The organism is Desulfoprunum sp. (genome assembly GCF_053613775.1).
In genome coordinates this window covers 758,254-775,608 of the sequence record NZ_JBSHXH010000004.1, presented here as the reverse complement: position 1 = coordinate 775,608, position 17,355 = coordinate 758,254, and the positions used below count along the sequence as shown (strand labels likewise).

Annotated in this window: 18 protein-coding genes and 1 pseudogene; 10 read left to right on the top strand and 9 right to left on the bottom strand. The window is 57.3% G+C overall.

From position 1 onward, the window contains the following. Nucleotides 1–32: 32 nt before the first annotated feature. The gene (locus tag ACWGKN_RS07530) at nucleotides 33–2,186 is read right to left on the bottom strand and encodes a hypothetical protein (protein WP_452094968.1); all 2,154 of its coding nucleotides are present in this window, start codon (nucleotides 2,184–2,186) and stop codon (nucleotides 33–35) included. A 336-nt stretch (nucleotides 2,187–2,522) separates the two neighbouring features. Between ACWGKN_RS07530 and ACWGKN_RS07525 the strand changes: the two genes are divergently transcribed. The 3 genes from ACWGKN_RS07525 (at nucleotide 2,523) to ACWGKN_RS07515 (ending at nucleotide 6,149) form a co-directional block, all read left to right on the top strand. Next, a protein-coding gene (locus ACWGKN_RS07525) for an IS5 family transposase (protein ID WP_424255536.1) occupies nucleotides 2,523–3,360 on the top strand; the annotation gives its coding sequence in 2 pieces (ribosomal slippage) (nucleotides 2,523–2,935 and nucleotides 2,934–3,360; 840 coding nt in all). Between the two features lie 167 nt (nucleotides 3,361–3,527). After that, on the top strand, nucleotides 3,528–5,192 hold the full coding sequence (locus ACWGKN_RS07520; RefSeq protein ID WP_452094967.1) for a DUF262 domain-containing protein: 1,665 nt from the start codon (nucleotides 3,528–3,530) through the stop codon (nucleotides 5,190–5,192). A gap of 552 nt (nucleotides 5,193–5,744) precedes the next feature. Then, nucleotides 5,745–6,149, top strand: a complete 405-nt coding sequence (locus ACWGKN_RS07515) for a hypothetical protein (protein ID WP_035233392.1) — start codon at nucleotides 5,745–5,747, stop codon at nucleotides 6,147–6,149. 177 nt (nucleotides 6,150–6,326) lie between these two features. Here ACWGKN_RS07515 and ACWGKN_RS07510 read toward each other — a convergent pair whose 3' ends face one another. After that, nucleotides 6,327–6,725 carry a thioredoxin family protein gene (locus ACWGKN_RS07510; protein ID WP_035233393.1) on the bottom strand — a complete coding sequence of 133 codons (399 nt, stop codon included), beginning with the start codon at nucleotides 6,723–6,725 and terminating at the stop codon, nucleotides 6,327–6,329. A 13-nt stretch (nucleotides 6,726–6,738) separates the two neighbouring features. Next, entirely contained in the window at nucleotides 6,739–6,954 is a 216-nt protein-coding gene (locus ACWGKN_RS07505; RefSeq protein ID WP_035233394.1) for a hypothetical protein, read from the bottom strand. Between the two features lie 324 nt (nucleotides 6,955–7,278). On the opposite strand from ACWGKN_RS07505, the pseudogene ACWGKN_RS07500 reads away from it, so the two are divergent. From ACWGKN_RS07500 to ACWGKN_RS07485, 4 genes and pseudogenes are all read left to right on the top strand, one after another. Next, nucleotides 7,279–8,167, top strand: a pseudogene (locus ACWGKN_RS07500) (PhnD/SsuA/transferrin family substrate-binding protein). A gap of 67 nt (nucleotides 8,168–8,234) precedes the next feature. Further along, a complete protein-coding gene (locus ACWGKN_RS07495; protein ID WP_452094966.1) occupies nucleotides 8,235–9,185 on the top strand; it encodes a HAMP domain-containing protein in 951 nt (316 codons plus the stop codon). Nucleotides 9,186–9,250: 65 nt separating this feature from the next. After that, nucleotides 9,251–9,682 carry a sensor histidine kinase gene (locus tag ACWGKN_RS07490; protein ID WP_452094965.1) on the top strand — a complete coding sequence of 144 codons (432 nt, stop codon included), beginning with the start codon at nucleotides 9,251–9,253 and terminating at the stop codon, nucleotides 9,680–9,682. After that, a complete protein-coding gene (locus ACWGKN_RS07485) occupies nucleotides 9,679–10,395 on the top strand; it encodes a sigma-54-dependent transcriptional regulator (RefSeq protein WP_452094964.1) in 717 nt (238 codons plus the stop codon). Before ACWGKN_RS07490 ends, ACWGKN_RS07485 begins: the two co-directional genes overlap by 4 nt. A 24-nt stretch (nucleotides 10,396–10,419) precedes the next feature. Here the strand turns inward: ACWGKN_RS07485 and ACWGKN_RS07480 are convergent, their stop codons facing one another. From ACWGKN_RS07480 to ACWGKN_RS07465, 4 genes are all read right to left on the bottom strand, one after another. Continuing rightward, nucleotides 10,420–11,166, bottom strand: coding sequence for an ABC transporter permease (locus ACWGKN_RS07480; protein ID WP_035233397.1), 747 nt, complete (start codon nucleotides 11,164–11,166; stop codon nucleotides 10,420–10,422). Continuing rightward, nucleotides 11,147–11,890 carry an ABC transporter ATP-binding protein gene (locus tag ACWGKN_RS07475; RefSeq protein ID WP_035233398.1) on the bottom strand — a complete coding sequence of 248 codons (744 nt, stop codon included), beginning with the start codon at nucleotides 11,888–11,890 and terminating at the stop codon, nucleotides 11,147–11,149. Before ACWGKN_RS07475 ends, ACWGKN_RS07480 begins: the two co-directional genes overlap by 20 nt. A 2-nt stretch (nucleotides 11,891–11,892) precedes the next feature. Further along, nucleotides 11,893–12,828: a MetQ/NlpA family ABC transporter substrate-binding protein gene (locus ACWGKN_RS07470; RefSeq protein WP_452094963.1), complete on the bottom strand. Its 936-nt coding sequence runs from the start codon at nucleotides 12,826–12,828 to the stop codon at nucleotides 11,893–11,895. 76 nt (nucleotides 12,829–12,904) lie between these two features. Further along, complete coding sequence (locus tag ACWGKN_RS07465) at nucleotides 12,905–13,405, bottom strand: flavin reductase family protein (protein WP_035233400.1); 501 nt, start codon at nucleotides 13,403–13,405, stop codon at nucleotides 12,905–12,907. A 247-nt stretch (nucleotides 13,406–13,652) separates the two neighbouring features. On the opposite strand from ACWGKN_RS07465, the gene ACWGKN_RS07460 reads away from it, so the two are divergent. Together ACWGKN_RS07460 and ACWGKN_RS07455 are read left to right on the top strand one after the other, a co-directional pair. After that, nucleotides 13,653–14,630: a quinone oxidoreductase family protein gene (locus ACWGKN_RS07460; RefSeq protein WP_035233401.1), complete on the top strand. Its 978-nt coding sequence runs from the start codon at nucleotides 13,653–13,655 to the stop codon at nucleotides 14,628–14,630. Nucleotides 14,631–14,744: 114 nt separating this feature from the next. Beyond that, nucleotides 14,745–15,605, top strand: coding sequence for an NAD(P)-dependent oxidoreductase (locus ACWGKN_RS07455; protein WP_035233402.1), 861 nt, complete (start codon nucleotides 14,745–14,747; stop codon nucleotides 15,603–15,605). Nucleotides 15,606–15,721: 116 nt separating this feature from the next. On the opposite strand, the gene ACWGKN_RS07450 is transcribed toward ACWGKN_RS07455, so the two are convergent. Continuing rightward, on the bottom strand, nucleotides 15,722–16,354 hold the full coding sequence (locus tag ACWGKN_RS07450; protein WP_035233403.1) for a flavodoxin family protein: 633 nt from the start codon (nucleotides 16,352–16,354) through the stop codon (nucleotides 15,722–15,724). A 179-nt stretch (nucleotides 16,355–16,533) separates the two neighbouring features. On the opposite strand from ACWGKN_RS07450, the gene ACWGKN_RS07445 reads away from it, so the two are divergent. Next, nucleotides 16,534–16,866: a winged helix-turn-helix transcriptional regulator gene (locus ACWGKN_RS07445; RefSeq protein ID WP_035233404.1), complete on the top strand. Its 333-nt coding sequence runs from the start codon at nucleotides 16,534–16,536 to the stop codon at nucleotides 16,864–16,866. A 54-nt stretch (nucleotides 16,867–16,920) separates the two neighbouring features. On the opposite strand, the gene ACWGKN_RS07440 is transcribed toward ACWGKN_RS07445, so the two are convergent. Then, complete coding sequence (locus ACWGKN_RS07440; protein WP_035233405.1) at nucleotides 16,921–17,334, bottom strand: DnaJ family domain-containing protein; 414 nt, start codon at nucleotides 17,332–17,334, stop codon at nucleotides 16,921–16,923. Nucleotides 17,335–17,355: the final 21 nt, after the last annotated feature.

Here is a 17,355-nt window from a genome sequence, read left to right as displayed (position 1 = left end):
AAAGTACAGACCTCGTAAATGGAGGTAGAAAATCAATCATTTTTTTGGACATTTTTTATCGGTTTTATCGGTTCTTCACCGACCTCAACTACAAGCCATTTGCCGGTTGGGGTACGCGCCCCGAGATTTGTCAGCTTACGACAAAGTTGCTCTTGGGCAATTCGACGGCTGGTTTGTTGCAGGGGTTCAAGCCTAACCGTGACATCTGTCTTGGTTGACTTGATCCAGCCTTGGCAGCTTGTGATTGCATAAAATAGATCCACCAGCTCATTCTCCTCATTGAAATGAGGTCGAAGCCAGTCCACCATTTGCTTTCGCGCATTCCAAACAGAAGATGTTACAAAATCAAACAAATACTTCCCTTCATCGTCAACCCGCTTGATCGATTTGTAACTCTCAAGGTCAGAGACATTCACACGCTCCGGCAGCAGTTTCTTCTCTTCCCGGGCAGTTGCCAGCGCAAGCTCTTGTTCGGTGATGGTGCTTTCAAGCCGCCCCTTGACGCTATTCTGGCGGAGAGAGCCGTCTTTTTTAGTGGCAGCCTTCGCATTGGCCAACTTTTTGTAAAGCTTGTTGAGTTCGGTTTTCATCGCAGAGATAAGGCTCGTCTGCCTTTTTATTTCAGGATTGGCAATGTCCTGCCGGTCACTTTCGACCAACTTGAAGCCAGGATGATAATGGAACGGGTGGCGATCGTTAAGATGCTTGAATGTATTTTCGGATGCCCCCCAGCGGTGCAGGATAGCTTGGGCGCACTCTTGCGTGCTCATATTCATATCGCCAGTCCAGGCAAGTCCGCTTACTCTCTTTTTGCTCGTCTTGTTCCACAGATAGATACGCCTCAGAGTCACATTATACCTCTGCGTGCCGGACTCCGGTGCGACGGTGAAAGTCTTTTCCCCCTCAAAGGCACCGTACTGCTTGTCATTGAAGATAAACTCCGTGACAAATTTGCTCTTTTCCAGGGCAGCAAGTTTGTCGGCATCGGCATGTTTTTCCCAGGTTACAAAAGGAATCCCCTCTTTGACAAGGCTTGCAAAAAAATCCTCTCCACTGCCCTCTCGGTCAAATACCATGACTGGCTGGCGCGGCACCTGGCCAGCCCATTTCTTCCCTAACGCCACTATATGTGCGCGAAGATCCCCCTTGCCTTCCTGTATTTCAAAATCTACTACCCGGCCGCTACTATCACGGGTCACCATATTGGTCCGACCGGGAACCGCCATGCGTCGTTGCGTATTGTAGGCCGAACGGACTTGATGCTTGCCGGTGTACGGCAAAAGATGGCCGTCGCAAAACCACAGCCAGATCCCTGCAAGGCCAGTTCGAATCTGATATCGAAAAAAATCCGCTAGCAGCAACTTCGAGACCTGGAGCTGTGCCGCGCTATAAAACCATTCCCAAATTATCGGCTTGGAGGCAATGCGCCTTATTCCAAGCACCAGACCTGCTTCACGGACACGAATATTCTTCAGTTGCTCTATCGAACGGATATTGCCTGCCGCCATCAAGACGAAAACCATGAAAATCTTATAAGCCGAACCAAAATAGCCGATTACCAGGTCCAGCCAATTCCATTGTTGTATCAGGGGCATCAGATAAAGAAACGTCCCGGCATAGCGCGTCTTCTCCCAGCCATGCTCCTCGCTGAAAGGTTGAACTTCCGGCTCTATTGGCTCAGCAGGATTACTTCCAACTTTTGAAAAACCGAAATCTATCTTCTGCTGCCTCGCTTCTTGCTCCTGTTGCTTTGCCTCGCGTTCTTGGCGCTCCTGAGCCCGAATTTTCGCAACCTGTTCTGATTTGTTGCCGCAAGACAGCTCCTCTTGATGCAATTCACGTTGTTTGCGCCGGCTCCTGCTCATTCCAACGTTATAGCCCTGAATCAAACCTTCGCGACCGAAATGCTTTTTGATCTCCATCCAGTTGTGGATGGTTTGGCGACTAATTGCCAGTGCCGTGGCTAAATCCGACTTGCCGGCACCCATTTCTATCACTTCCACCACAAAAAGTCGTTTCGCCACTTTATCCGACGGATCAAGTGTGCTAACGTTAACTCCTTGCCGGTAAAGGATGATTTTCTTGGCTTGTTTTCCTTGTCCACCTACAAATTCGAGGGTCAAGCCTAAGCCAAGATCAATGTTGTTATTTTTCTTTTCGTCCTTGAAAAGCACGATCTGTTGCATGTGAACCCCTTTTCTTCTGTATTGGTACTGGTGTGTTTTACCCCGGAAAAGGTGTCTTTTAAATATAAATTCGACGAATTAATCAATTTTTATATTTATTAGTATTGTCTTAGACAATGTTGACGTCTAATATTTATTTTTGTTAGATAAGCGAGACAGATGTCCAATTCTACCGCGAATTGTCGGGATTAAAGGGCTGCAGGGCTGCCTTGCCTTCTCGATTCTCGAGGTCTGAAACAACAAAATACATTAAGTGCTTATCCGTAAATAAAATATACTTTCCTCATAATTTTTGCTATGCTGGTAGCCATAACGAACCCCTATCACGGAGACAATATGGCAAAAATCAAGTCGTGGGAAGTATCCGATTCGTTTTGGGAAAGAGTTGAGCCGCTTATTCCAAAGCCGCAACGCGATCCGAACCTGACCTACAAGCGCAAGCCGGGCGGGGGCAGAAAGCCGATGCTCCCGCGTCGTATCTTTGAAGCGATCGTGTATGTGTTGCGAACTGGCTGCCAATGGAAGGCATTGCCCAAAGAGATTTACGGCAGCCCCAGTGCGATCCATGCTCATTTCATGCGATGGATGGAAGCTGGGTTTTTTCTCGCACTCTGGCGAGCCGGACTTGCCGAATATGATGAAATGGAGGGTATCGCCTGGAGTTGGCAAAGCATTGACGGAGCCATGGTCAAGGCTCCCCTGGCGCAGGAAGCGGTTGGTCGGAACCCGACCGACAGGGGAAAAAAAAGGAACCAAACGACACCTGTTAGTGGACGGCCGTGGTGTCCCGTTATCGCTCGTCGTGACCGGAGCCAACCGGCATGATGTGACCCAATTGGAACTTGTGTTGGTGGAGATCGTCATCGAGCGTCCCAAAGATATTGAGCAGCACCTGTGTGCCGATAAAGCCTACGATGGCAATCCGGCCAAGCAAATAATTGTATCCCATGAGTACATCCCTCACGTGAAAGCACGCGGGGAGGAGATACAAGAGAAAAGCAACAATCCCGCTTGGAAAGCCAGGCGGTGGGTGGTTGAGGTGAGCCATTCATGGTTCAACCGCTTCCGAAAGATCTTGGTCCGCTACGAGAAGCGAGCGGACACCTATACGGCCTTGCTGCATATGGCCGCGGCGATCATTGCCTTCCGAAAGGTAGGCATTATTTACGGATAAGCACTAAGTTAGCAGGGGCAAATCTTCAATCAAAGCTTGATCTATACCATCGTGGTATCTTTCAAGTTGCCCAACACACTGGCTTTCTGTATAACATCACAAATGGCGAGATGTGAAGATCTGTCGAATTACTTGTTGAGCAAAAATAAATACGAAGTGAGAGAACGATGAAAAACCAGAAACAAACTATCAGAAAGTTGGTTGGATTTCTTAATAATGTTGAAGAGGACGGCGGTTTCTGGCTTCCCAATATCCAACGGCCATTCGTTTGGAGTGAAGAACAGATCTGTCGTCTATTCGATTCCATTTTGCGTGAATATCCTATAAGCACCTTGTTGGTTTGGAAAACCACAAGTGCTATACGACGTCGAAAATTTATTGATAACTGGAAAGATACATTGCGCCTCAGCGATTTTTATGTGCCGGAAGACAATAGAAAGAAGAATCTTGTTTTAGATGGTCAACAGCGCTTACAAAGCCTTTTTATCGGCTTGTGTGGCAGTTACGAAGGAAAGGAACTGTATTTCGATTTACTTAGTGGCGAAGTTGCTTCACCCGATGATATCAAGTACAAATTCAGCTTCCTTAAATCGTCAACAGCTTTATTTCCATATGTGCGATTTAAGGATTTGATTTTCACAACGCGCAAGAAACGTGAAGTTCTTGACACCATTAAACTGCAAGCTGGACGAGAGTTAACTTCAAACGAGGAAGACAAAATTGGTGACCATCTTGATCTGGTTGATCGAACCTTCAAAATGGATGAAGCAGTCACATACCAAGAGCTTGATAGTATTGACAATCCTAATCTATATTCTGAAGACGATGTCGTAGAAGTTTTCATCCGTGCTAATTCTGGAGGGACTAAGCTTGGGAAATCCGATTTGCTCTTTTCGTTACTCAATGCAAGCTGGGAAGTTGCCGATCAAAAAATGGAAGATTTACTTGATAGCCTTAACAAACATGGCTTTGCTTTTGATAGGGATTTTGTGTTGAAAACGTGCCTAGTTTTGTTAGATCATGGTGCACGCTACGAAGTATCAAAATTCCGTAAAAAAGGGGTCCGCGAAAACATAGAGGCACAATGGGAGAACATTTCTGCTGCTATTCGGGATATATCAGATTTTGTGCGTAGTAAAACATATATTCAATGCGATAAAGCCCTACCGTCATACTTAGCACTTATCCCCTTGGTTTATGTGAGATACCATTTTGTTGAAGCTTGGAAAAAAGCAAAAGAAGTCGATCAATATTTGCTGAGATCATTGTTGGCAGGGGCTTTCAGTGGTCAGTCAGATAATCTCATTGATGCCTTGGTCAAAAAGCACCGCGAGCTACAAGGATTCGATAGTTCGGAAGCCTTTGCAGTGATTCGTTCTCAAGGGCGTAGTCTAGAACTAACTGAAGATCGTTTCTGGCAAATGGGATATGGTTCAAAAACTATCCACCTTCTGTTCAACATCTGGTATCCGACTTTCACACATGTGCCTGCTTATGACAATAACTTGCCTCAGATCGATCATATTTTTCCGAGAAGCCGACTGGAACAAATTAAGGTACTCAACCCTGAAACCGGCCGACAGGTGATGAAATATCGTGAAGATGCCAGAAATCAGCTCGCCAATTGCATGCTTCTTACCAGAGAGGAAAACGGGGCAGGATGTAAAAGTGATACACTGCCTGCTGATTGGTTTTCTGGCAAGCCCAAAGAGTACCTGGAACTCCATCTCATACCGCAAGAACCCTCGCTTTGGCAAATGGAACGATACGATGATTTCTTGGAAGCTCGTAAACTACTCATACGAGATCGTTTCAGGTCACTGATTGTTTAAGTGAGAATCGTTTAACCAGCGCCGAGATCGAGGAAAACAAGGTGACACTTGTCTAATTTCCAACAAAAATATCTGTTGCAGGTGGCGCAGACAGGCCAGGGAGGGTGACGCAGATGAGGTGATTCAGATACACCCCGCCGATTCCGTTTCTCCCCTTCCCGAGACTGACGCTGCTGGTCGCGGCGGCAATGACGCGGAAGCATTGCTTTCTCCCCACACCCGAGGTTGACGCCCTGACTCCAATACTCTCGGTATGGGAATTCAGGACACGCACAGGCATCGGAGGGGATGGATAGTGTCCATCCGGACACTTCAACCTGCTGATATTTAAGTAATATATGTTGTCATTTCAAGCGATAGCGATGGAGCTCGGTTTTCAAGACAATGAGATTTCTCCTGCAGTCGAAATGACGGAACATGCAACTATCCATTTTGCAAGAGGCCCTAGTTGTCAGGTTTTAAAAATTCCAGCTTTGCGATATGGTTGAACAAGGCGCAAGATGTGCGAGCTGGCAGCTATGAACACATTGTGATAGGAGAAATGGGCGCGCAATGCATGAGAGAAGTCGGAAAAACTGTGAGAATGGCGCCAGGATGGGGCGGATCGGCAATCGCCCCTATTGGATTTTTACGCTCTCCATCCTGATCAGGGCGCTGCATCAAGTGGGAGCGGCGGTCTTTCTGGCGGGCTTTCTCGTTGATATCCGGCCGGAACCTCCTCCCCGGTACGTCGTGATCGCCCTGGTGACCGGCGCCCTGTTGCTGGCGAGCGAGTGGTTGCGCCACCGGCAGGTCCATCGCGAATTGTCGGGGGTGGTCACCTTCGTCAAACTCGTGATTCTGGGGGCGGCCTTCCATGGATTGCTGCCGGCCAAGGGAGCGGTGTTGCTGGCCTTTCTCATTGCCTCGCTCGGCTCGCACGCCCCGAAGGAGTATCGGCATCGATTGTTGTTCTAGTCCGTATTCCCCGCATAACCACCTCTCTCCCCACGCTCTGAGGTCCCGCCGAGGTCGAGCGCGATGTTCGCGGTATTGCGGATCGCCCGGCCATGGGCCGGAGAAAGCTGTCGAGGATCCCGAGCAGGAGACCTGGCCCATTCAGAAGGTGATGGCGAGGCACATCCGGTCCATCACCTATCTGATCCCGAGTTTCTCCAGTTCGGCGACGATGGCCGCCTTTTCCATGAAACCGACGTGCCGGAGCACCTTCTTGCCGTCGGCGTCAAAGAAGATCTGGGTGGGGATCGCCATGATGTCGAATTTCTGCGCGGCCCCGGGATGTTCCATGACATCGACGAGGATGATGGCGACCCGGTCCTTGTATTCCGTCTCCAGTTCCTCCATGATCGGCAACATCAGCTTGCAGGGCAGACAGCTTGTGGACCCTAACTCGGCCAGGGTCACCATCCCGGGAACGGGGATTTCCGGTGTACCTTCGTTGGCGGTGGTGAAGTCACCTGTCGCCGAGAGCAGCGACAGGCAGCCGATGACGATAAGCATCTTGATGGTTCTGACAGCAAAAAGACTTTTCATGTACTTATCCTGATTATAATAGGAATATCCCTGTTTTGTCGATGATCTGGAAAATTGCGGCGGCGGCGGTCAACCTGATGCTGCTGTTGACCGGATCACCGATCCCGGCCAGACGAAACACCTTGCCGGTCCGTTCCGCCGACATCGATGGACCAGCCAGGAAGAGATCGGTTTCGGGTCGGCCGGGTACATCCGGCACATCGCGGTATCTCCAGGCGAATCTCCTCATAGTTTCTCCATTACCATAAGTATCATCCAAAGTTCGTGCCCGCAACATCCTGCCGAAGATCGCGTAAAAGACAGTCGGGCCGATCAGGACCGCCGGCTGTTGCGGCCAGACACTCCTGCAGCACCTCGGCAAGGGAAATGCCCGATCCCGATTCATCATCGTGAGCCCCGAAGATGCTCACTGCTGCCGTCATTGTCCTGCCTCGCGCAGGGGGCCCCATCCGATCGACCCAGCCTTGATCTCGTATCAGTTCCCGCCGCCTCTCTGCAAAAGTTACTTTTTCGAAACATCTCCCTTTTGGAGATCAGCCGATCTCCGGCTATAATGGGTAAACCACTCGATGGATCGATACTTGCAAAGATTGCAGCGGCACAGCAATCAATCAGACATGGGGGCGGTATGATATATCTCAGATCCCTGGCCGGGCTGCTGCTGATGCTGGTGGCGCTCAGCCGGCCGGCCGTAGCCGGGGAAAGTCTCCGGGCCGGGGTGGCCAGCATGATCACGCCGGTCAGCACGGTCAAATATTACCAGCAGGTGGTCGAGTATCTGGGGCGCAAGCTCGGCATGCCGGCGGAAATGATCCATCGGACCACCTACGACGAGATCGATGTCCTGCTCGAAGCGGGGCGATTGGATGTCGCCTTCATCTGCTCCTCCCCCTATGTTCTCGACAAGGCCAGATTTGGTGCCGAACTGCTGGTGGCCCCGCAGGTCAACGGCACTGTTTTTTACAACTCCAATATCATCGTCCACAAGGACAGTCCGATCACCGACATCGAGGGCCTGCGGGGCAAGACGTTCGTCTTTGCCGATCCGAAATCCAATACCGGGCGGCTGTACCCCGCCTATCTCCTGGTCCGGCATCCACCTCGACAACCTGCGGGAGTACCGCAACTACGGTTATCAGGACACCGTCGCCAAAAAGATCATCAGCGGCGAATTTGACGCCGGGGCGATCAGCCAGTCGATTGCCGAGCAGTATCTGCCCTATGGCCTCGGGGTCATCGCCACTTCCGACCCGATCCCCACCGGGCCGGTGGTCGTGTCGCCGAAGACGCCGTACCCGGCGGTCCGGATGACCCAGCACAGGCCCTGCTGGACATGGCGGGCAGCCGGGAGGGACGGCAGGTCCTGGAAAAGCTCGATCCCGATCTCCAGGGTGGGTTCATCGCCGCCTCGGACGCCGATTATGCCGATATCCGCACGATGATCAATGACGTGCCCCGGACCTGCGGCAAAGAGTGTCATCCCAAAATCTCATTTTGAATACGCCTCGGATGAAACTGTCACTGCAACAGAAATTCATCATCATCGCCTTCCTGTCGGTCCTGGCGCTCACCGCCGTCATCACCATCCTGGCCGTGGCCAAGACCCGCTCGGCCCTCCTCGCCGCCTCGGAAAAACAGGGTCTGATGCTGGCCAGGACGGTCAGCGCCCTGATCATCAATGAGCTGATCTATGAAAAGCTCGGCCTGATCGAGGAAGGCGGCCTGATCGACAACTATGTCCGGGAACTGTACCAGCGCCGGGATCTCGCCCTGCGCTACGTGGCGGTGCTCGACAACTCGCTGCATGTCATCTCGCACAGCGATTTCGGCGAGTTCGGCAAGCAGTACGGCAACCCGTTCATCGAAGAGGCCTGTCGGTCCGAGACGGTCCTGATACGCAAGACCACCGGCGAGTCGGGGGGGATCCACGACCTGGAATTCGCCGCCCCGTTGTCGATCGAGGGCAAGCACTGGGGGCTGCTGCTGTTTTCCCTCTCCCTCGACAATGTCGAGGAGGCGATCAGATCGATCGCCATGCAGATCGTCTCGCTGTCGCTGCTGGCGCTGTTCTTTCTCTCCATCCCGATCTATTTCCTCAGCCGCCGCTTCATCAAGCCGGTCATCGATCTGGCGCAGGCGATGGGAGAGGTCGAGGTGGAGATGGGCGAGAAGACCATGCCGGTGGCCGGCAGTGACGAGTTGTCGCGCCTGGCCGAAAGCTACAACGAGATGGTGCGCCGGATCCGCGCCGCCAACGAGGAGATGAAGCTGGCCCACGAGAAGCTGCTGCAGTCGGAAAAACTCGCCACCCTTGGGGTCCTGGCCTCCAGTGTCGCCCATCGGATCAACAATCCCCTGGGCGGCTTGTTCAACTGTGTGCGGCTGCTGCAGCGGCAGGGGCTGATGCTGATTTTCGCCGCAATTATCTCGAACTCATCCTCGAAGGACTGGAAAGCATAGAAAAAACCGTCAGTCAACTGCTGTGGACGGCTGGGCGGAGGGAGGGCGAGGAGAAACGGTCCGAAGTGGCGACGGTGCTTTCCCGGGTGTTGAAATATCTCGATTACCGCATGAAGAGGCAGGAGATTTCCTATCGCCAGGAGGTCGATCCGATGCTGGTGGTCCCGGTGGCGCCCCACGATCTCGAGGAGATGTTCCTCAATACCATGATCAACGCCATCCAGGCGATGGAAACGGGGGGAACGCTGAAGGTGACGGCCGAACGGGGCGACAAGGCCGTGCGGATCACGATTGGGGATACCGGCACCGGCATTCCCCGGGGCCGGCTGGACAATGTCTTCGACCTGTTCTATTCGACCAAGAAGGCCGGGGAGGGGACAGGGTTGGGGATGTGGATGACCTATGAACTGGTCAAGAAATACCGGGGACAGATCGAACTGGACAGCCAGGAGGGGATCGGCACCAGGGTCTCTTTCATCATTCCGGAGGCAACATGAGCAAGAGCATTCTCATCGTCGAAGACGAAAAGATCCTGCGCATTTCGCTGACCGATGCGCTGAAGGGCGAAGGGTACAGCGTGCTGGCCGTGGCCGATGGCGACGCGGCGCTGGCGGCCCTGGAGCAGGGCGAGTTTTCCCTGGTCATCACCGACATCCGCCTGCCGGGGGCGGGCGGGGCCGAGGTGCTGCGGAAATCCCTGAGCGAGTTGCCGATCATCCCGGTGATCATGATGACGGCCTACGCCACCATCAAGGATGCCGTGGAGGCCATGCGCTGCGGCGCCTTCGATTATATCACCAAACCGTTCGATCTCGACGAGATGCTGGTCACCGTGCACAAGGCCCTGGAGATCCAGATCCTCACCGAGGAAAATATCCGCCTCAAGAAGGAGCTGCACCGCTACTACGGGGCCCCGAATATCATCGGCGAGAGCAAGGCGATGCAGGCGGTCTTCGCCATTCTCGACAAGGTGAGCCGGACCGATTCCACCGTCCTTATCCTCGGCGAATCCGGCACCGGCAAGGAGCTGATCGCCTCGACCATCCATTATCAGGGGGCGAGGAAAGACAAGCCGATCATCCGGGTCAACTGCGCCGCCCTGCCGGCCGAGCTGATCGAAAGCGAGCTGTTCGGCTCCTTCTGCAAGGAGAAGGCCCTGGCGTTGCAACCACCTTGTTGGGCGACAGAGATGACTACCGGATCAATTTGATAGAGAAAAATTCCTGTTTGGACGTCAATTGCTCCGGGTCCAGGCGCAGAGCCGGCGTTCGAGGCGGTCGAGGAGGAGGTAGAGGGCGAAGCCGAGCAGGGCCATGCAGGAGATGCCGGTGTAGAGGGCGACATAGTCGGCCCGGCCCCAGGAGTCCATGATGATGTAGCCGAGGCCCGTGGTGGTGGCGAAGGATTCGACGAAGAAGAGGATGGCCACCGCCGTGCCGATCGAGATCCGCAGCGCCGTCAGGATCTTCGGCAGCGAGGCGGGGAGGATGACGTGGCGGTAGATCTGCAGCCGGGTCGCTCCCAGGGTCTGCATCGCATGGAAGTAGTTGCGGTGGATGGTGCGGGCGGCGTCGCGGGTCGTCACCAGGATCTGGAAAAAGACGATCAGGGCGATGAGGAAGATCTTGGAGAAGTTGCCGATCCCGAAGAGGATGATGATCAGCGGCAGCAGCACCACATGCGGGATCGGGTAGAGCAGGTAGATGAAGGGCGACAGCCGCCGGCCCAGCGATGCCTCGGCCCCGACGGCGAGACCGAGCGGCACGGCGGCGGCCAGGGCGAGGCCGATGCCGCACAGGGCCCGGAAGGTGCTGATGGCGAGATCGTCGAGGAGGCTGCCGTCGGCGATCCTGCTGCCGATGTCGACCAGCACGATCCACGGTTGGGGCAGGGCCATCGAATCGAGGAGCAGGGCCGCGGCCTGCCACAGCGCGAGAAGGATCAGGGCGGCGATCAGGATATCACGCTTGCGGCCCATCATCTTCCTCTTTCAATATCCGGCGCAACTGGTTGCAGTGGCGGAAAAATTGCTCGGTTTGACGGTATTCCCGATCGCCGGCCCCGGGGTTGTCGACGATCTCGAGGATCCGGCCGGGCCGCCGGCTGAGGACGATGATCCGCCGGCCGAGATAGACCGCCTCCTCGATCGAGTGGGTGACGAGGATCGTGGTGATCCGCTTGTCGCGCCAGACTTCGAGGATCAGGTTCTGCAGCCGCTCCCGGCTCAGGGCATCGAGCGACGACAGCGGTTCGTCCATGAACAGGATCTGGGGCTCGATCGCCAGGGCCCGGGCCATCGCCACCCGTTGCTGCATCCCGCCGGAAAGCTGGGCCGGGTAGTGACGGCCGAAGCCGGCAAGCCCCATCTCCGCCAGCAGGCCCTCGACCCTGGTGCGGATGCGGGCCTTCGGCGCCCCTTTGAGGGCGAGGCCGAGGCCGATGTTGTCGATCACCGTTTTCCACGGGAAGAGGCCGTAATTCTGCAGGATCGTGCCGGTGCGGGGGCGGCCCTCGATCGTGATCGTCCCCGCGTCCGGCTGCAGCAGCCCGGCCAGCAGGAACAGCAGCGAGGTCTTGCCGCAGCCGGAGGGGCCGATGATGGCGCAGCTCCCCTGATCCTCGACCGCAAACGAGATCCCCTGCAGCACCTGGCTGACCTCCCCTTCATGGGTGAAGGAGAGGCTGACCGCGTCGACCCTGATCATGCTCAGTTGTCCGGTTCCATGAAATCGGTGGCGACCATCTTGTCATACGGGATCGGCGCCGTCAGCTCCTTGGCGGCCAGCCAGCTCATGATCGGGGTGTAGAGGGCGGGACGGAACGGGGCCGGCGAGGGATAGCGGGGAATCGGGTAGGCCTTCGCGAGGTCCGACGGGATCCGGCCCGTTTCCACCACCAGCGCCCGGTATTTCTCCGGTGCGGCGTTGATGGCGGCCACCGCCCCGGCATAAGCCCGGAAGAAGGCGGCGACCTCGGCCCGCCGGGTGGTGAGGACCTCGGGCCGGAAGACGATCACCGTCTGCGACAGGCTCTCGTCGCCGGCGGCATCGGTGACGAGGACCCTGGCCCCCTTGCCGACGGCGATCGAGGCCAGCGGCTCGGGCAGGGTGGCGGCCTTGACCGAATCGGACAGCAGCATCTGCATCCGGATCGGCATCTTCGCCACCTCGATCTTCTTTACCTCCCCGGGCGCGAATCCCTGCTGTTCCAGCATCCGGTCGGTGACGTATTCGATGATCGTCGAGCTGGAGACCGCGATCTCGACCCCTTTCAGGTCGGCTGCAGTCGCAAGGCCGGATTTCGGCGAGGCGAGGATGGCGAAGACCCCCTCGGCCGGCCGGTCGCCGAGGCAGAGGGCGGTGATCTTCAGCCGGCCCCGCCCCTGGTCGAAGAGGATGGCGCCGATCGGATCGTCGATCGCCCCGTCGATCGCCCCGGCGGCCAGGGCGCTGTCTCGTTCGATGGCGCTCAGAAAGGGAACCAGCTCGACCTCCAGCCCCTCGCGGGCGTAGAGCCGTTCCTGCTCGGCGACATGGAAGGGGGCCGAATCCTCGATCTGCAGCAGGCCGAGTTTCAGCGGTTCTGCCGCCGAGACAGGGATGGCGGCGAGGAGGGTCATGACCAGAAAAAGCAGTCGTTTCATGGTTGCACCGATGATGGACAATGGCCGGCGGCCGGTTGTCGCTGGCTGAATATCACGAAACATCGACTCGATATGATCATTCTGTCTCGTAACAGCTGAGGATTTCGCCGAAGTACAGGGTATGGAAATCCTTCTGCGGGTAGAGCTTGTCGAGCGCCGGATCAAGGAAGGCGCTGTCCATCGCCGATTTGTAGACGATGCGGCACTCGTAGTGGACCCCCGGCACGTCGATAACCGGCGATTCGGTGGTGCGGGCCGGCTTCGGCTGCAGGCCGGACTCGGCGAATTTGTCCATGTCTCGCCCCGATTTGGTCCCGCACAGCGTCAGGGCCTTGGCGGATCCGGATCCCATCGGCACCGTGATGGTGAAATTGTCGGTCTTTTCGAGCAGGGTGAAGGTGTGGCGGGAATCGCGGACTGCGACCATCAGGACCGGCCGCTGCCAGATCCAGCCGATGGTGGCCCAGCCGATGGTCATGGTGTTGATGGCGTCGCCGGCCTTGACGGTGAGAAAGGCCCCGCGTTTGATCTGCTCGAACAGCGCATTGGTCTGGTCGAGGTAGTTGCGTTCGTTCATGGTTCTCTGCCTTTGCTGGAAGTTTGAGATGGATGGTTGCCGCGGTATCGGTTTTTCCCCGAGAAACTACTATAATTCGGAGCATCAGCGCAAGGCTGGAATGATCGGGGTGCCGAACCGGGCGGCGGGGGAAAGTGGGAAAAGGGCGAGATTGTCGCGGGCGCCGGGTTGATTCGTGACTATATTGTCGGCGTGGCGCCGGGGGAGGCGATGTGGCCGGGATCAAAGTCAACCGTGGAGGAATGTCATGGCACATGCGATCAGGATGGAGACGACCGGGGGACCGGAGGTCCTCCGTTGGCAGGAGTACGATCCGGGCGACCCGGGACCGGGCGAGGTGCGGGTCGTCCACGAGGCGATCGGCCTCAATTTCATCGATGTCTACCACCGCACCGGCCTGTATCCGGTGCCGGCGCTGCCCGTGGTCCCCGGGCTCGAGGGGGCGGGGATCGTCGACATGGTCGGCGCCGGGGTGACGGAATTCGCCCGCGGCGACCGGGTGGCCTATGCCGGCGTTCCCCTCGGTGCCTATGCCGAGGTGCGGTGCATGCCGGCGCACCGGCTGGTGCGGCTGCCGGATGAGATCGCCTGCCGCCAGGCGGCGGCGATGATGCTCCGGGGGATGACCGCCCGCTATCTGCTCAAGGGCTGCTTCACCGTCAAGGCCGGCGATACCATCCTGATCCATGCCGCGGCCGGCGGGGTCGGATCGATCGTCTGCCAGTGGGCCAAGCATATCGGGGCGACGATCATCGGCACGGTCGGCAGCCGGGAAAAGGCGGAAGAGGCCAGGAACTGCGGCTGCACCCATCCCATCCTCTACCGCGACACCGATTTCGTCGGGGCGGTACGGGAGATCACCGGCGGCCAGGGGGTGGACGTGGTCTACGACTCGGTCGGCCAGGCCACTTTCATGCAGTCGCTCGACTGCCTGCGGCCGCTGGGGACGATGGTCTCGTTCGGCCAGTCGTCGGGACCGGTGCCGCCGCTCGACCTCGGGGTGCTGGCGGCCCGTGGCTCGCTGTTTCTCACCCGGCCGAGCCTGATGCACTACACCGCCCGGCGGGAGGACCTGCTGGCCCATGCCCGCGACCTGTTCGAGGTGGTCGTCGCCGGGGCGGTCAAAATCCGTATCGGCCAGGAATACCGGCTGCAGGATGCGGCCCGGGCCCATCGCGATCTCGAGGCGCGAAAGACCACCGGCAGCACGATCCTGTTGCCCTGAGCGGAGGGTTGCGGCGACAGACCCGGTGCGAAACCGTTCGCGGGGCATCTCCGGTTACCGGTGAAGCGGACGGGTTCATCAACCATTACTGCAATGACAGAGGAGGGTTTCACTATGGCAAAATACGGTTTTCTCGGCCTCGGCATCATGGGCGGGGCCATGGCGGCCAATCTGGTACGGGCGGGGTTCGAGGTGACGGTCTGGAACCGCAACCCCGAGCGGTGCGCCCCCCTGGTGGCGCTGGGGGCCAGGCAGGGGAAGAGCCCGGCGGCGGTCGCCGCCGCCTGCGATATCACCTTCGCCATGCTCTCCGATCCGGCCGCCTCGATCGAGGTCTGCTTCGGCTCGGGCGGGGTGGTGGAAGGGATCGGCGGCGGTCGCGGCTATGTAGATGTCTCGACCGTCGACGACCATACCGCCCGCCGGATCGCCGCGGCGGTGGCCGAGCGTGGCGGCCGGTTTCTCGAGGCCCCGGTGTCGGGGACCAAAAAACCGGCCGAGGACGGGACCCTGATCTTCCTTGCCGGCGGCGATGAGGATCTGTTCGAGGAGGCCCTCCCGGCCCTCGAGGTCATGGGCAAGAAGAGCCACTATCTCGGGGCGGTCGGCCAGGGGGCGCGGATGAAGCTGGTCGTCAACATGATCATGGGCGGGATGATGACGGCCTTCTGTGAGGGGATGGCCCTGGGCCGCAAGGCCGGTCTCGACGGTCAGCAGATCCTCGAGGTCCTCGACGAGGGGGCGATGGCCAACCCGATGTTCCGGGGCAAGGGGCCGATGCTGCTGCAGGAGGGGTACCCGGTCAGTTTTCCGCTCAAATACATGCAGAAGGACCTGCGCCTGGCCCTGTTGCTCGGCGACGAGCTGAAGCAGCCGCTGCCCGGCGGCGCGATCGCCAACGAGACCTTCAAACGCGCCTGCGCGGCGGGGCTGGCGGATGACGATTTCGCCGCGGTGTTCGATGTCGTGAAATAGACGGATCGCCCGCGGCAGCACCGTGACATCGGAAGCGGCAAGAATCCCCGATCGTGCAGGGGGTCTCGCCACTTCCGATCGCCGGCCAGGATGTGGTGCCGGTGGCGCGGTGCGGTTCAGCGGATAAAGTTCATGTAGATCTTGTTCTCCATCTCCGGCTCCGGGATCGCATCGCGGCCATGCTCGACCAGCTTCAGCAGCCAGGCCATGTTGCGGCCGAGGACCTGCATGATCTGGCGCCCTTCCTCGTCCTTGGCCACCTCGCCGGGGCGGGCGCCGTGGATGACGTTCCAGTAATTGGAGGTCGGCAGCAGCATCTCGGTGTAGCAGAGGAAATTGTTCAGCTGGTTGAAGGCCGGCAGGCCGCCGGACCGTCGCACGGCCACCACCGCCGCCCCGACCTTGTGGCGCAGCATGCTGCCGTTGACCCCGGTGACGTAGAAGGCCCGGTCGAGAAACGATTTCATCGTTCCGCCGATGGCCGAGAAATGGACCGGGGAACCGAGGATGATGCCGTCGGCCCCCTTCATCTTCTGGATCCAGTCATTGACCTCGTCGTCCTGGATGCAGCGCTCGTTTTTGTTCTTGAAGCACTGGCCGCAGGCGAGGCAGCCTCTGATCGCCTTGTTGCCGACGTGAACGACCTCGGTCTCGATCCCGGCCTTCTCCAGTTCGTCGGCCACCATCCGGATGGCATGGAAGGTATTGCCGTTCTTGTTGGGACTGCCGTTGAATGCTACCGTCTTCATATTTCCTCCTGTTGATATCATGTGAACAGGCTGTACTTTTGCCTGCATTTGCACTATGATTGAACATATGTGCCGAAAGGTCAAGAACGAACTTAATTGTAACGTAGTATCAAAATAAGCACGTAGTATCTTTTTTGGAACTAAGAAAGGCGGGATCGGTTATGCAACCAGATCAGGGGATGGCCGAGCGCATGGTGTATCGGCAGAAGGAGTACCGGTGCGGGATCGATGTCACCCTGGCGGTGGTCGGCGGCAAATGGAAGGCCTCGATACTGTGGCATCTAGCCCAGCAGACGATGCGGTTCTCCGAGTTGCAGCGCCGGTTTCCCGACATCACCCGCAAGATGCTGACCCAGCAGCTGCGTGAGCTCGAGGCCGACGGCCTTGTCCATCGCGAGGTGTTCCGCCAGGTACCGCCGAAGGTCGAGTATTCTTTGACCGAAAAGGGCAGAAGCATTCACCCCATCCTGGAATTGATGTGCGACTGGGGTCAAGCCTATGCCCGGGATTGAACCGGCCGGTCCGCCGGGACGGGGAGGAGGGGAAGGATGGATCTCCAGCGCCGTTCACCGCTCGTTGCCGGTCGATTCCTTGTCCTGCGGCGTTTTGCTCTTGACCGTGATCCGCTCGACGATATTGCGATAATACTCATGCTGGCTGTTGATCGAGGTGGTAAAAGAGCGCTTCGCGTCGATCTTCATCATCAGGACCTCGAGCTTTTTCATCTGACGCAGGCGTTCGTGCTCGTCCTCGGTGGAGGTGATCAGGTCCTCAAGGCGCTTGATCTCCTTGCGTTCCTCCACCTCCGGCGGCAGGAAGCCGCCGTTCTTGAGGATCTTGTAGGCGATTTTCAGCTCGGCCGGGACGAAGCTGTCGTCCTCCAGCGGCAGCGGCTTGTACTTGTACTTCGAGTCGCTGAGATCGCGCTCCTCCATGGCCTGGAGGATCTTCTGTTCGGCGAGAAAGGCGAGGATGTTCATCGTAGGTCCTTGGCAAAGGAG